Source organism: Myxococcales bacterium (assembly GCA_022184915.1).
Lineage (GTDB): Bacteria > Myxococcota_A > Polyangia > Fen-1088 > Fen-1088 > JAGTJU01.
This window is the reverse complement of the sequence record JAGTJU010000009.1, coordinates 100,483-115,769: the sequence shown is the minus strand read 5'-3', so window position 1 is coordinate 115,769 and position 15,287 is coordinate 100,483. Positions and strand designations below refer to the sequence as shown.

Annotated in this window: 9 protein-coding genes and 1 pseudogene; 5 read left to right on the top strand and 5 right to left on the bottom strand. The window is 65.4% G+C overall.

The genetic code is table 11. The annotated features are described in order from the left end of the window. Positions 1-11 precede the first annotated feature (11 nt). The 4 genes and pseudogenes from KA712_24680 to KA712_24665 form a co-directional block, all read right to left on the bottom strand. The gene (locus KA712_24680; GenBank protein ID MCG5056159.1) at positions 12-260 is read right to left on the bottom strand and encodes a glyoxalase; all 249 of its coding nucleotides are present in this window, start codon (positions 258-260) and stop codon (positions 12-14) included. Positions 261-454: 194 nt separating this feature from the next. Beyond that, a complete protein-coding gene (locus KA712_24675) occupies positions 455-730 on the bottom strand; it encodes a hypothetical protein (GenBank protein ID MCG5056158.1) in 276 nt (91 codons plus the stop codon). Positions 731-926: 196 nt separating this feature from the next. After that, positions 927-1,228 (bottom strand): annotated as a pseudogene (locus KA712_24670) (SWF/SNF helicase family protein). A 318-nt stretch (positions 1,229-1,546) separates the two neighbouring features. Next, positions 1,547-2,743, bottom strand: coding sequence for a DDE-type integrase/transposase/recombinase (locus KA712_24665; protein MCG5056157.1), 1,197 nt, complete (start codon positions 2,741-2,743; stop codon positions 1,547-1,549). A gap of 420 nt (positions 2,744-3,163) precedes the next feature. Here KA712_24665 and KA712_24660 point away from each other — a divergent pair, with 420 nt between their 5' ends. The 5 genes from KA712_24660 (at position 3,164) to KA712_24640 (ending at position 13,348) form a co-directional block, all read left to right on the top strand. Then, positions 3,164-5,197 (top strand): AAA family ATPase, encoded by a 2,034-nt coding sequence (locus KA712_24660; GenBank protein ID MCG5056156.1) that lies wholly within the window; start codon positions 3,164-3,166, stop codon positions 5,195-5,197. Continuing rightward, a complete protein-coding gene (locus KA712_24655) occupies positions 5,194-7,089 on the top strand; it encodes a UvrD-helicase domain-containing protein (GenBank protein MCG5056155.1) in 1,896 nt (631 codons plus the stop codon). The genes KA712_24660 and KA712_24655 overlap by 4 nt, the downstream gene beginning before the upstream one ends. A gap of 595 nt (positions 7,090-7,684) precedes the next feature. Next, positions 7,685-8,899, top strand: coding sequence for a hypothetical protein (locus KA712_24650; GenBank protein MCG5056154.1), 1,215 nt, complete (start codon positions 7,685-7,687; stop codon positions 8,897-8,899). After that, positions 8,896-11,394 carry a hypothetical protein gene (locus tag KA712_24645; protein ID MCG5056153.1) on the top strand — a complete coding sequence of 833 codons (2,499 nt, stop codon included), beginning with the start codon at positions 8,896-8,898 and terminating at the stop codon, positions 11,392-11,394. The genes KA712_24650 and KA712_24645 overlap by 4 nt, the downstream gene beginning before the upstream one ends. Positions 11,395-11,779: 385 nt before the next feature. Next, complete coding sequence (locus tag KA712_24640; protein MCG5056152.1) at positions 11,780-13,348, top strand: hypothetical protein; 1,569 nt, start codon at positions 11,780-11,782, stop codon at positions 13,346-13,348. Positions 13,349-14,333: 985 nt separating this feature from the next. On the opposite strand, the gene KA712_24635 is transcribed toward KA712_24640, so the two are convergent. Then, positions 14,334-15,278: a hypothetical protein gene (locus tag KA712_24635; protein ID MCG5056151.1), complete on the bottom strand. Its 945-nt coding sequence runs from the start codon at positions 15,276-15,278 to the stop codon at positions 14,334-14,336. Positions 15,279-15,287: the final 9 nt, after the last annotated feature.

The window sequence follows — 15,287 nt, the reverse complement described above, 5'->3', positions numbered from 1 at the left end:
GCGTACGCGCCTCACTCGCTCTGGTGACAGTCGATCTCGATACGATTTCCGTCCGGATCCTTCATGAACGCGGCGTAGTAGGTCGGATGGTATTCGGCGCGCAAGCCCGGACCGCCATCGTCGCGCCCACCCGCGGCGACGCCGGCGGCGAAGGCCGCCCGAACCTGCTGTCGGTTGACGGCCTTGAAACTCCAGTGCAGTCCATCGACCGGCGCGACTCCCGACGAGCGTCGGACCGTAACGTACGTACGATCCGCCACTGCTCTCTCCGCCGCCGTTCGCCGTAGCCGATGGCGGCTTCGTGGTCGTACACCTTGCGGGCTCCCAGCACAGCGATGATGGCATCGTAGAACGGCCGAGCGCTCGACAGATCGCCGACCGCGATGGACACATGATCGAGGAGCGGAGTGGTTCGCGTCAGGTGACCTGGGCAGGTGTTTCGCCGATGAGACCGTCAGGGACGGGCGGAGTCGGCATCCGGAACGATCACGCGCCGAACGGCGCGTCGATCCAGCTTGAGGTTACGCGTCAGCATGCCGTTATCCATGCTGAACGGCTGGGCGAGGACGACGTGATCCGCGATCCTGGAATCAAGTCTTCTGATGTACTCATCGGAGCCGTAGGGACTGCCGCGGTCGGAGTGATGGATAAGCCCCGGCCGCGGCTTTCGGAGCAGAATGGCGCGGTCGAGGGCTGCCAATGCCAGTGCAGCGTCGCTACTGTCGCTCATCGCCCAGGCGACAATCCGGCGTGAGTTCCGCCTTCCCCGAGGCCACGGGGGCTATCGGACATTCGCCCCGATGGGTTGGGCACAGATACATTGTCTCCTCCGCACCTCAGCCCTCTGGCGGCGCGGGTCCAAACTGGTCGCGGGCGCGGGCAAGGCACCGGTTTCCGATTTCAGATTCTTGGCCTGAAGGGCGAAGTCACGCCAGCAGTGCCAGCAGGGTTTCGACGTCCAGCTTTGCGGGTGCGCCGGCTTCGCTCAGCAGATCCTCCGCCAGCGCACGCTTGCGCGCGTGCAGGGCCAGCACCTTCTCCTCGATGCTGCCTTTGCTCACCAGACGGTAGATGGTAACCGGGCGGGTTTGGCCGATGCGATGGGCGCGATCGCTCGCCTGATCCTCCACCGCCGGATTCGGTGCACGACGTAGTCGGCGGCGGTGAGGTTCAGGCCGAAGCCCCCCGCCTTGAGGCTGATCAGGAACACCTCGCCGTGCCCTGGCCGGCGGCCGCGGCGGTGCAAGCGTGCCACCAGGCTTTCGAGGGGGCCGAGCAGCTTGGCCTTGAGGCGCGACAGGGTCTCCGGCGCGGGGTCACCTGGGCCGAGTAGGGCCGCCACCGGTTGCGCGAGCCAGCGTCGGTCGTAAGCAACCACGACGGCGGCGCACGCAAGCGCAACAAGACGACTTGGCTTGCGGGCTGGTTTGAGGGTAGCTTCGGACTGCAGCGGCACGGCCTTCTTCGAGCGGTTGTGTTGGGCCTGAACAACGCAACATTACCGCCGACGATGCCGTGCCGTCTGCGTTTACCAACGGCGCAGGGGCTAGCGCTTCAACGTGCCGAGCTCGACCCGACCGCCGAATACGCGCAGCTCGACCTTGTCGCCCACCATCACCAGCCGCAGCACCTCGATGGGCGCGTCCGCGGTCTCTTGCACGGGGGCACCGGTCGGTTCATTCGCGGCGGTCGCCTTGGCCCTGTCCCGCGCGCGGGCGGCCAGCTCGGCGCTCACGGCCTCCGCCCGCCCATGGTACCGGTCGGCGGGGCACAGCCCGTCGATGCCCATGTGCGCGCGGCGCTCGTTGTAGTGCGTGACCCACGCGGCAAGCTCCCGGCGTGCGTGTTCCAGCGACTCGAAGTGCCGCACCTGCCACAGCTCGCGTTGCAACGTACCGATGAGCGCCTCGACCTTGCCCCGCCCTTGCGGTTTGGAGGGGCGCGACACCGAGTGGTCGATGAGTTCGCGTTCCAGGTATCGCTGAAATCCCGACTGCTCACGCCAAGCCAGAAACGCCCCGCCCCGGTCTGTGTACACCGCTTCGCACTTTCCATGCTGAGCAATGGCACGCTCGAGCGTGCCTACCGCCACCTCCGAGCTCGGCTCCTCGCCGAGCGCGTGCCCGACGATGAAGCGGCTGTAGTCGTCGACGATCAGCAACACATGCGCGCGTTCGGGGCCCACGCGCAGGTCGGCGAAGTCGATCTGCCAAATGGCGTTGCGCCGCGGAACCTCGAAGCGTTTGAAGTCTTCCTGACCCTCCGGCCGGCTCTTGGTGTGCACCATCCTGTACCCCGCCTTTTCCAGCACCCGCTGGACCGCCTTGATCGAGATCCGCCAGCCGCGAAACCGCTTGAGCTGCGCCCTGATCTGCGCTGGCCCCATCGAGGGGTGCTCCTTCTTGGTTTGCAGGATGGCCTCGACCTCGATGGGCGCGAGGCCACCTGGGCTCAACACCGGCGCCGCGTCTGGCGCTGGCGCTTCTGCTGCGGCCGTCGCCGTCTGTGCCTTGCCCGGACCTGACCGGCGAGCCCCTGTCTTCGCCGATTTCACCGCGGCGCTCTTGCGCCACACCCGCAGCGATTCGATCGTGGTCCCGATCCTCCTGGCCACCTCTGTCCGTTTGAGCCCCGTCCGGATCAGGTCCATGGCCTCCTGCTTCTGCGCCGTGGTGAACCGTCGTCCGCGCAGGCTCTTTCCCGCCCGTGCGCGCGGGCCCTTCGTCCTCTTGCTTCGTGTCATCGTGAGCGTCCTCTCGCGAGGCGCCCACCCCCTGCTACCCGTGGTGCTCTTGACGATTTTCAGGCCCCAAAAGCGGCAAGCTTTGGGGGATCACAACACATAGGTTTCAGCCGAATCCCGAACGCGAGATGCGACGGCAGCCCTTCTGGATTTGCCGTTGTCTTTGGAGACCACGGGCGAGAGTGACCGCCCCGAGGCGATGACCTTCGATTTTGCCAATTTAGGGGAGAGGGGCACCGGCAGACCGCCGGCCCGGCCTAGGTTAGACGAGGAAGCCCTGCGCGCGGCGCTCACCGTACGCGTCCGCCGCCGGCTTCCGGCACGAAGCCGAAGATCAAGCCCCAAAAAGACGCAGAGGCTCGCCCAGGTGTTCTCTTTGGCTGACTGGCACGCGGAGAACGAGAAGCACCCCAAGAACTGATGTTCCCGGCCCGCGGGCCGGTGCGCTACCTTGTCCGCACTCCCATGGGCCCTCCTGCGGCGCTCGACGCCGTCATCGAACGAATGCTCGAGGCGCTGCGGCTCGAGCGCGGCGAGCTGCGGGCGCGGCTCGGCCCGCTGGGGGACAAGCGCCGCGTTCGCGTGGTCGAGGGCGTCCGCCTGCGCGAAGATCCCGGGGCGTACGCCTACCGTTTTGCGTGTACGCTGGACGTGCCCGTTCCGGAGGGAACCTCCGTGCGCCTCTTGGCCGAAGGCGAAAGCGCCAGCGGCGAGGTGCTTCGTCACGAACGCGACGAGGACGCGATCGTGCTGGCCCTGCGTAGCGATCTCGGCCCCTTCGTGCCCGAAGGCTGGCTGGACTTCGACCCCACCCTCTTGCTCGAGCTGTTGGCCAGCCGGCTGCGCACGATCCTCGAGGCCGAGGCGCAGGGGCAGGCGTCGCCCTGGCCACCGTTTTCACCGGCGCTCGCGCTGGGTCTGCTCGCGGGAGAAGGCGCCGCCGCGCGTGCCCCCCTGCACGACTTCGAGGCGGACGGCCCCGTGCAGCGGGCCGCCCTCGAGCGGGTTCTGGCCGAGCGGGTGGCCTACGTCTGGGGGCCCCCCGGCACGGGGAAAACGCGGCTGCTGGCGCGCCTGGCCAACGCCCTTGCGGGCCGTGGTGAGCAGGTGCTGCTGACGGCGCACACCAACGTCGCCACCGACGCGGCGCTGGCGCGGGCGCTGGACCTTTCGCCCCTGCCCCCGGGGGCCGCGCTGCGGCTGGGCCCCTGCGGTGACGCCCTGGCCGGCCGCGCGGTCGATCTGGACGCGGCGGTGGACCGCGCCCTGCGGGACCGCGCCCCCGCCCTGGTGGGCGAGATGGTCCGCGTCTGTGCCGCGGCGGCCGCTCAGACCCCCCGCCGTGCCGGCACGCTTCTCGGCGAAGCGGTGCCCCTGCCTCGCCGGCTGCGGCTCGCGGCCAGCTTGCTCGAGGAAGGCGACGGCGGCGACCCGCACGACCTCGCAGGCGCCGTGGCGGCCCTCACCACGGAGCTGCAGCGGCTCGAGCTGGCGGTGGTGGCCGAGGCCAAGCTGCTGGCCACCACGCTCACCCGCGCCGCCACGAGCACGCTGTCGCGCAGCCTGCGGCCCCACACGGTCATCATCGACGAGGCCAGCATGGCGCCGCTGGCGGCCGCCTTCGCCGCGGCCGCGCTCGCACGGGAAAGGGTGGTCGCCGTGGGGGACTTCCTGCAGCTGGCGCCCATCGCCCACGCGGCCGCACCGCTCGTGCGCCGCTGGCTCGGCACGCACGTGTTTTCGTCCGCCGGCTGCGACCGCATCGACGCCGACCACCCGCTGCGTGTGATGCTGGACGAGCAGTGGCGCATGCACCCGCAGATCGCCGCGGTCGTGAGCCGAACCTTTTACGGAGGCCGCCTGCGCAACGCCCCGGGCGTGGCTTCCCGCAAGGCCACGGGCCCCGTCATCGCGCTGGCCGACACGGCCCGCACGGACGCGGCGTCTTTGCCGTCATCCTCTGGCTCGAAGATCAACCCCTTTCACGCCGAGCTGGTGGCCGAGCTCGCCATCCTGGCCAGCGCCCAGCGCGACGTGGCGGTGATCGCGCCTTACCGGGAGCACGTGCGCCGCATTCGCAACCTGGTGCGGGCGCGGGCCCCCGAGCGGCTCGCGCAGGGGCGCATCGAGGTGTTCTCCGTGCACCGTTTCCAGGGCCGGGAACGCAGCCTGGTGATCTTCGATACCGTGGAGGCACCGGGCACGCCCCCCCGCTTTCTCGACGAGCTCCGCAACGCCGAGGCGCCGCTTTTGCTCAATGTGGCCCTGAGCCGCGCCATCGATCACCTGCTGCTGGTCTTCCACAGCGCGCACCTGCGCAGCCTGGGCCCCACGGCGGCGCTGGCACGGGTGCTGGCGGCCGCACGTGGCGAGGGCGCGGCCGAGTGGCTGGTGGACCTGCCGCAAGACCTCGCGGCGCTGCAGGGCTTTGCCGCGCAAGGGAGCGCGGCGTGAAGATCGTGGCGCCCCGGCGCCTGCTGCAAAACGCCCGGCGCACGCCCGACCTCATCTCCCGCGCCCTGGCCCGTCTCGAAGGCCGTGCGCCCGCGCGGCCCGGCGAGGGCGTGGCCGAGGTGCTGGAAGATCAGCGCGTGCTGGGGGTGCGGGCGCAGCCAGACGCGCTCGAGCTGTGTTTTCTCGCGGCCATCCCGCACACCGCCGCGCTAGGCACCTTGCCCCCGCTGGCCTCCGTCTCGCGGCTCGAGCTCGAGGAGCTGGGCGTGCCCGCCGATCTGCACGCCGCCACCCGCGCCGTGGAACGGCTCGAGGCGCTCGATCGGCTTCCGCTGGTGGCCGAGGTGGCCAGCCGCGTCCGTTTCCGGCTGCTCCAGCTCGCGCCCCACCTGCTGCCGAGCCCGGCGCGCGCAGACCGCCAGGCCACGAGCCGCACGCACCTCGACCGCTACCTGCGTGGCGAGCTCGAAGAGCTGATGCTGCACCTGGATCCCGCGCAAGAGCGCATCGTGGAGCTCGATGGCTCGGGCGCGATCGTGGTCCGCGGGGTGGCCGGCTCGGGCAAAACTGCGGTGGCGCTGCACCGGGTGTTCCGCCTGCTGGCACAACGCTCGCTGCTCGGTGGTCCCAGGCTGCTCTTTGTGACCTTCAACCGCGCGCTGGCCAGCGCGGCCAGGCAGCTCACCCGCGCGCTCGGGCTTGCCACCGACGACCTGGAGATCGCCACGCTGCATGGGTTTTGCCGCGCGCTCGTGCCCGGAGGCCGGCTGCTCGAAGCCGGGGTGCGACGGCTGCGGCTGCGGCAAGCGCGCGCCGAGGTGGAAGCTCAGACGAAAGAAGGCGCCCGCTTGTGGACGCTGCCCGACGCGTTTTGGGAGGACGAGATCGCGCTCATCAAGTCGCGGGTGACGGGCGGGCTCGAGGCCTACCTGGCGTTGCGCCGTCACGGTGCCGCCCGCGCGCTGGAAGGCCGGCACCGCACGTTGGTGTTCCAGGTGATGCAAGCCTACGATCGCCTCTGCGCCGCGCAGGGAGAGCTCGACTTCGACGAAGTGGTCCGGCGCGCGTACGAGCACCTGCTGGCGCAGGGTGAAGCCGGACCTCGCTACGACCACGTGCTGGTGGACGAAGCGCAAGACTTTCCCCCGCTGGGCCTGCGCATCGCCGCGCACCTGGCGCGCGCGCCGGGGCACGTCTTCGTGGCCTACGATCCCGCGCAGAGCCTTTACCGCAAGGGCTTTCGCTGGAAAGACAGTGGCCTTTTGGTGCACGGCGCGCGCAGCATCGATCTGCACCGCAACTTCCGCAACACGCGTGAAATCCTGGAGACGGCCTACCGCGTGTTTCCGGGCAGCGGCGCCTCGCGCGCGGCCGACGAGGGCGACGCCCCCCTTCGGCCCGAGCCGCCCGAGCGCACGGGCCCCCCCGTGGTGCACGTGGTGGGGCCCTCGGGACAGGAGGTCGACGCCTTGCTCGCCGACCTGAAGCGCCGGATCTTGGCGGGGCTCGCACCGGGCCGGGTGGCGATCCTGTCGCGGCGCAACCACGACCTCATCAAGGTCGAACGTGCGCTTGCGGCCATGGGCCTTTCGTCCTGCCGCCACGGGCGCACCTCCGAGCTGCGCCTCGCCGACCCCGGCGTGAAGCTGCTCACCTTCCACTCGGCCAAGGGGCTCGAGTTTCCCGTGGTGTACGTGCTGGCCGATGCCCGATCCCTCACCCTGGCGGCGCCCCACGCGGCGGAGGGCCAGCCCACCGACCCCTCGGACCTTCAGCGCCTGCTCTACGTGGCCATGACCCGCGCCACGAGCGCCCTGGTGGTGGTCACCACGGAGGGCGCGCTGCCGGCGTTCCTGGCGCAGAGCCTGGCACCGAGCAGCGGGCACGCCTGAACGCCCAGGGAGGGCTCCGTCGTCCCCCGCGTAAAGAAGCAAAGCGGAACATCGGTGTTCTCAAAACGGGCCTACTTCGCTTTGCGGTGTACGTAAGCGCAGCACCGGGCCTCGCACCTGCCCGGCAGACGACGCATTTCGCCGCGTTTCGTATAGCGAACCCGTTCGCCACCGAGTCCGCCTTGCAGGTCTGCCTGCGTGAGAAGCTCGGCTTCGTCCCGAGTGGCTACCGGCGAAACGACGGTCCCGGGTCTGCTTGCCGCGTCGCTCATCACAATGGTATGAACTGGGTCATGTCGTTGGCGCCGGAGCCCATACTTCTGGTCACTGTGGGCGATGGCTCGCCTCGAGCAGGAGTTCCCAAGGACCAGGAACGGGTCTTGCTCCCCGGGCGCGCCGAGAGCGGCAGCCAATATGAGGCGACTTCGAGGGCACGCGTGACGTCGTGAGTGCTCGAAGCTTGACACTTCAGCTGCTGGCGGGCGACTTCGAGCTACGTAGGCCGCACTCGCCCGACGAGTCAAGCGCCGTGTCCGTCGACGTTCATGAGTTTGACGTCAGATGGGCCCTACGTGAGGCGGTCAGGTGGAGACACATGGAAGCGTTGGATCTCCTCGAGGGGCTAGGGTTGATTAGCCCTGCTCTCTTCACCGCGCCGGAGATGATGGAAGCCCCCTTGCTTGAAGCTTTGCGATGGGGCAGGCTCGTGCTGGCGCGACCAGGCAGCATGTCACCCAGCGAACCCGGGTGGGACGCTTTCAACGCATTCCAAGCTCGGTTCGGGCGCGAGTTCGTAGTTGGCATGCAGGTGCACCGCTTGGTAAGCCGCTACGCGGTAGCAGAGGTTCGTCGCGAGCGAGAGTACGATGTGGTGCCGGCCGCAGAAGCGGCCCAGATCGTGGTACGCCAGGGCAGGTCTGCAGGCCGGGGCCCTGTGGAGGCCTTCGCGAAAACACTGGCCGAACACATTGTCGACCTTCGCACCCCGTCGGGGCAGATGGGCTTTGTGCTGTTGCGGACGCCGGCCGCGAGACCGACGAGGCTCCTGGTGGCCGAAGAGGTGATGACACCCTCAAAGCTCAAAGAGATCGTAGAGCGCAAGGAGAAGGGATTCATCGAGGTGAAGCTTATCAATCGGGAAGGCGATCCCGTGCCAGGTTGCCAGATCAAGGTGGAAGATGCGGACGGCGCTTCCTATACAGGAACTCTGGATAAAGATGGTTTTGTGCGCTTCGAGGGCCTTTCGCGCAAAGGCCAGGCTACGTTGCAATTCAGTAAACTGCCTACGCAGAAAGAAGGTATGAAGGGCCAAACCAAAGATGCGGCGGAGCCGAGTCAGAAGCGCGATACACAGCAACGTTTGGTTGTGGTGCCGGGCGCCACACACGTCGGCGGTGTGGTCGACCAGATGAACCTTTGCTGTCTGTACCTGCCTATCATGACGGTTGCATTCGTCATGCCTGAAGACTTGAGGGACGCAGATCACCCAGTCTACACGCTGAAGAGCGTCGACGGGCGCTATGAAAAGAGGCTTTCGCCGCGCAACGACCTGGTTCCCGGGGACGCTCTACTGCAGCTCGAGTTTGACGGACTACTGCCCGATGCGATTTACGACCTCGAGCGCGAGGACGCCGACGGCTTGCCGCAGCGACTATTCGAGGGTGAGAACTTTCTAGACATCATCGATCAAGTTCGCGGCGAGCCCTTTGACCGTATTCATCAGGCGGAAGAGAGCCTTGTTGTGCCTCCCGCGGATGTGGACGTTGGCTGGGACGACGATGACGACGGGGAACAGGGAACTCTCGCATGACCAGCCAAAAGGAGGAGAGGACGCCTGTCAAACCCGAATTACCGCCCGTAAAAGCCAACGTGATCGAGGTGCCTGTATCATTCCGGCAGATCGATCGGTTCTACGACCTCGTCTGGACGAACGTATCGAAGCAATACCTGTTTGAGGGCGGAATGGTGGGGACTGTGTTCTCTTGGTTGGGAAGAAACGAAAGCGCGGACGAACGGGGGCAGCCGATCAGTCAATCCCGCCAACTGGCGGGCGGGGTTTATCGAGGCATGCGACTTCAAACGGTGCCAGGCGGAATGGAGCCCTTCTTCATGCGATCGTTCGATCGGCGAGCCAGTACGCCTATCGACAAGAAGCGCGTGTATGTCTTCTTGGCCAAGGATGCGGAGGGTAACGGCCTTGTCCTTCAGCAAGAGCTAGACTTCGACAAGGGGAAGTTCCGTTTATGCAATGCGGAGGGGGAACCGACGGGTCCTGCCAAGGAGGTCCTGCTGCTGCCCGCACTTGCAGCGATGGCATCGAACGTCGTTCTGCTCGACCGCTACTTTGTCATGTTGTCCGCGGAGCCCCTGAATCGGGTTGTCGCGAATGATTTGCGCGCGGGAGGCTCCCCCAAGGATCGAGCGGCAGTAACGAAGCAGGTCGCTGGGAGGGTCGTAAAACTTTGGGATCCCTTCTTCACCGATAGCTCCGACGACAACAACCCTGACTCCTTTGCTCCGCTAAATACTGATTCTCCAATCGCATCACGACGCGTTCTGCGCTTGCACCTCATCGACCCCGTAGATGAGACCGTAATCCGCGCCGCAAAGTACCAGGAGCTATACGCCCAGTGGGTCGCAGAATGCGAGAGGTTGGGTGCGATTCCCATGTACCGCCTTGCTTGCCAGGTGCGTGCTTTGGTCGCTGGCAAGGAGAAGCTCGAAGAGATTGTCGGAAACGGTCGGACCTCTGGCCCACAAAGCTTGTGGGACTACCTCGGAAGAACGGAGGCTAAGTCTCGAAGGCTACGTGTGGCTCTCGAAAACGCAGGCCAAGCGTTGCTGCGTTGGCTGACTATCGAAGAAGGCCCCACCAGGGTGTCGTTCGTCGTACCTGCCGCAAAGGATGGAAAGTTCGTGGGCCTTCGGTCTCCAGAAGCGACCACCTTCATCTTCCACCGGTGCAGCTTTATTGATTTGGCAATGACCCCGGACAAGTACATTTCAGTGCCAAGCGCCCGGCCGCAGACGCGGCCTACGAATCTCTACGTGCGCACGCTCGAAGCGCTGCAAAGCGGCAAGAACAAAGACGAACTCGAACGGTTCAAGAAACTCACGATGCAATGCTTGACCAGCACGAACACGCTGCCGCGGTCTGACGAACTCTTGGCCGCGATCTTGGCCCGCCTCGAGGAAAGAGAAGCGGACAGCCTGCCGGAGATTCTGGGCGAGAAGTTGGGTTCGCTGGGAGATCATGTTGGGAGGCCGGAAGACCTTGCGCTTTGGCTGCAAGTGGCGGCACCAGTCGTTCGCTCGCTTTGGAAGCACGAGTTCGATGATCTGAAGAGGTTATTGTTCAAACGGTACAAAGAGCCAGACTTCGGAGACTTCTACTCGAAGAACAAAGCCATGCTCGGCATCGCGGCCAACATCTTCAACACAGTCGCCAGCATCTCGACTTTCTGGGACGAGCGAGAAGTCAATGAAGGATGGGCTGCGCTCAAGAGTACGATCGACACGTACGATGACTTGACCGGGCTCCTAAAAAGATATGAGCTGCCCGAAATCCCATGGAGCCGTGGCATGTTCAAAGGGATGAAGCTTGCGCCCGTGTCACTTCTTGTGCAAAGCGTCGATTGTGTTCTCAAAGCTCAGGAGATGTTTGCGAAGAGAAACAAGGGCGCTGCTCTTGCGTCAGGAGTAGGAACAGTCGGCGCAATGCTCGGCATTGCTGGGGGCGCCGTGGTCTCCGGTACGCCTCTTGGGCTCGCCCTCCTGTTGGGTAGTTATCTCGTTGAAAAGGCCGCCGGCGAGATCGCAGAGCACTTCGAAGATCTGAAGGTCTTTCTTCGCAACTCCTCGTGGGGAGACGACCCATCGAGCGAAGTCACGCCTTGGTCGTCAGGTAAACCTCTTTCGACGCTCAGAGCTGACGCGAACGCGCAGGAAAAGGCTCTGCTCGAGGTAATGTTCGGAAACTTCAGCCTCGACTTTTCTTTCGAGTCCATCAACGGTGTCCAGCACAACGTGGACCTTTCTGTTCAGTTCCAGGGCGACTACCGCCCTCCTACAGCTATGAAGTGGGATGTCGACCTTTGGCTGAAGCCGCGAACTGGAGGTGGGGGAAGGATGAAACTCGGCCACGACGGATGTGTGCAGTTGGCGACTGAACGAAAAGCGCGGCTCGAAGGACCTTACGCGAGCCCTGGGAAAAACTATTTGTTCGGAACCGTTTCGCTCGATGTATACGGCGACGGGAAGTGCGTAATCGAACGTCGCGTCAAGGAGGAGACTTACGTTGTGTAGACACTTTCCTGTTTGGGTCGCCATCTGTGCCGCGGCGTCCATTGCTTTGTCTTGCAACTTGGAGAAGCACCCTCCGAAGTCGCACGTCGTTTCCAGCTCGGGAAGGGGGGTGAGGGAGGGGTTGCCTGTGGCGGCGGTGAACTTCGGGCGCAAGCTGCAATCGCTTGGAGCGGGCCAGCACATAAGTTGCGGTAGCACTGGTGAGGGCGCGGCCATCCTTTGGGGTGCGGGAGACTTCGTGGAAGGGCCCGCCTACCCCGTTACCTCTATTGCATGTGTGGATGAAGGGCTTGCGGTTGTGGATACCGATGGATCTGTGCGAGTCGCTCATGAGATGTCTCGCAGACAACTAGTGAACGGCGACACCCTTAGTGGGGCTAGCGAGGTGAGCCTTATTCCGGGCAAGGGGTTTGCTGCGCATTGGTTTGTTGGCAAGGACGGCAGAGTAACCAGCAGCCTTACAGACGCCCCCGAGATCGGACGCAAGTTCACTCAGATCGCCGGCGGAGCAGCTGGCGCTTGCGGTATCGAAGTCAATGGCCAGATGTATTGCGAGAACGTTGCACCTCTTGAGGGAAGCTTTTCGCAGGTGAGCGTGGGTGGTGCGCACGTCTGCGCGCTGAGTGAAGAAGGTCAGGCGAAGTGCGGGGGAGCGAACAGCCACGGTCAAAGCCAAAGTCCCACTGGGGAGTTCATGCAGATCAGCGCTGGCGGCTTGCACACGTGTGCGCTGACAATGTCAGGAAAGATCGCGTGCTGGGGAGCGGGCCGACGAAGCGATGGCTGTCATGAGCCGGAGTGGGACTGTGGTCAAAGCAAAGCCCCAGAAGGGCTGTTCACAGCGGTGCGGGCCGGTGGCTATCACACGTGTGCATTGGCACGCGATGGAAGGGTGGCTTGTTGGGGGCGAAACGAGCGGGGACAAGCGCAGGCTCCCCAGGAGGACGAGTACGCGGAGAGCCCGCTGCGCTGTGGTTTGGCGCCCACAAAGACCGAAGGCTTGTTCGGCCTCGTCTGTTGGGAGCAAAAGGGTGATGCGGTCGCAGGTAAGCCGTTTTCACCGAACGTGTCCACAATGGCTGGCCACACAAGACACCTGTGCGTGCTGTTGGACGATGGAAGAGCCGCATGTATGCGCGCGCCAGAGCAGAACACTCTCGTGCCAGCTTTTCGCGTTCCAGACGTTCGCTTTGCGACATTGAGCGTGGCCGACACCTCCGCATGCGGATCGACCAAAGAAGGAAAACCCGTCTGCTTTACGGCTGCCCACTGGGCCTTGCCGCCAGTGATCGACGGCGCGAAGTCTGCGTATCCGGCCCCACTTGCAACATTGTCGCTGATGCCGGACGGTCATGTCGAAGTGCGCGGCCATGCATGGGCGCACGAAGGCCTACCTGCAGGCCGCTATCGGAAACTTTGCGGCGGCGGCCGGATGGGACCAGTCCCCCGCAAAGAGACACCCGGGTTTGAGCGGCGCGTCCACTCCTGCGCGCTGAGCGACAGCGGGCAGATTGCTTGTTGGGGTCACGCACCTGTGGCGCCGAGAGGCACCTTCATCGACATGGTCTGCGGGAACGACTTTGTTTGTGGCTTGTCCCAGGAGCGCCGCACGATTTGCTCCAACCGTGAGGGCAAGAGCGAGGAATCGTGGGAGGGGGAGACCTGGAGCAACCTCGCCACAGACGGAGCCGTCGTCGTCGGCGCCACCCAGCAGGTGGACGAGGCGAAGGACGGCGTAGGGTACGTTTTCAAGGACATTTTTCGAAGCGAACACCGGCCGAAGGGAATCCTCGAGGCTGTCTGGGCGGGAGCAGGCGCCGAATGCGCGAAGCTCCCTGAAGGCCAGACCGTCGTCTGCTGGGGCCTTATCGATGCGGCGCTGCAAGCCCCACCAGACGTTCTGCAGAATTGGAACCCGCCGCAAAAGCCCAAAGGAAATAGTCCCAGGAGGTAGTTCCAGTCGGTTGGACGACCGTCCCTCTTACCTGCTGCTCGACACCACCATCTCAGCAAGCTTACCCCTGGTGTCGATGCAAGCCACCGGTTGCTTTGCAGGCAAGACAGACGCGACCTGTCTCACCCTGCCTTGCCCACATCGTGCGCGGCCCACAAAGTGAAGCTCTGGCAGCGAAAACACCTTCTGTGTTGAAAGATCAATGACTTGATCGTCTGGGAGGCACGCCAAGTCGCCCATGGCGACTGCGGAATCTTTCAAAACGGTTCCGTCGTCGAACGACCGGATCCTTCGAGGCGCGCCATTTTGCGGGCGGCCCTTGCGCCCGCCCGGCCAAGCTTCAACGGGCTCGATAACGAAGGAGCCACAAAGAAGCGGCTTATAGCGAAACCAACTTCCTTCGAAGGACCATTTCGCGGGAAGGCGGCAACGAGCGGCGCGGCTTTCGTTGGGCGGCACAGATTTCTCTACGGCCAAGGAGCTGTACAGGATCCCTCCCGCGAGAACATGCCATTCGCGCGGCTCCCTATTCGCTATGAACGCAAGGTTTCCCCGCGCGTCCAGTTTGGAAAGAGACCTCTCGCCCAGGATCCACAGCTCAGCGCCGTTCCCTGCTGTGGCTACGACGGCTTCCTGCAGGCGCCTCTCAGGGTTGGGTTCAGCATCCTTTGCGCGAAGCCCCTGAAGGAAGCTTGCCGGCTCGCTTTGGTCTGTCCGCGCGATCACCGCGAGGGGCTGTCCTTCAGCACGCGGCCAGATAGCTTCGACATCTCCAACGATTCGCTGCTCTGTGACGCCGTTACAGCCAAGCATATGCCGCGTCTCCACCGCGCCTGCTTTCCAAAGGTGGATGCTGCCGTCAGAGCTTTGCGCTAGCCCAGCGGGATTCTTCAAGGGCTCTTGGGGCCTCGCCTTCGCTGGCAAACACACCGCCACCAGGGCAACGAGACCACGAACACTCAGGGCCGTCCCAGATGCTGGTTGCCTAAAACGCAAGCTGCCCTCCCAGGCAGAGCTGGGCGAGCACCGGACCGAAGCGTGCCACGGTGCGATCCACGAACGCGATGTCGGCTGCGGGCCCTGGCGAGGCCACAGTGCCTGTCGCCACCAGTGACGCCTGGTGGGTCAGGCGCAGCGCCAGGCCCAGCTGGACGGCGCCCCACAGGCGGGTGAGCGGGTCGTGCACGGCGACGAACGGCGGGTTTGCGCGCCCCTCGAGATCCAGCCGGGCCAGACCGACGCCGGCGGCCGCAAAGGGGCGCACGCGGGCGGTGGCGGCGCCGAAGCGGCGCGTGGCGAGAGCGAGGATCCCGAAGAGGCGCGACGTTGCCCGGCCCTCGCTGGCCTCGATGCGGCCTGCGGCCAGGGGGAGGGTTAGCTGAACCCCCAGGGACCAGCGCTCCGTCACGAGGTGCTCGAGCCCAAGCCACGCCCCCGGCTGCAGGGGCAAGTCTGGCGCTCCCCACAGGCTGGCGCCGCCCGTGGCGTTCCAGGCGTTGCCCCGGGGCGCGGGCGCGGGGGGCTTCGGTGGGGGAGCCCGGGGGGCCGCCGCCAGCTCGCGAAAGCTCGCGCGCAAAAGCTCCACCAGACGCTGCGAGGCGATACGCGCCTCCTCCAGCGTCTGGGTGTCACGCCAGGGAAAATCCCACGCGGCGCTCTTGCCGTGCAGGTTGTCTTCGATGCGGAGCCTCTCGCGCCCCTCGTTGGTCACGAAGAAAGTGAGCCGGGCTGCCACGGAAGGCCCCTCGCTCGCCTCGGGGGGCGCCTCGGGCCCCCACGCGACCGCGAAACCCAGCATCGAAAGATCGAGCGCCAGCTGTCCCGCCAGGGGCGCCGCCGTATCGAGGCCGCTCACCAGGGCCAGGGGCCTGGTGGCCCGGCTGGCGTGATCGTCCGCCCTGGCCACGGCCGCCCCCCCAAGGAACAGCACCAGCGTCAG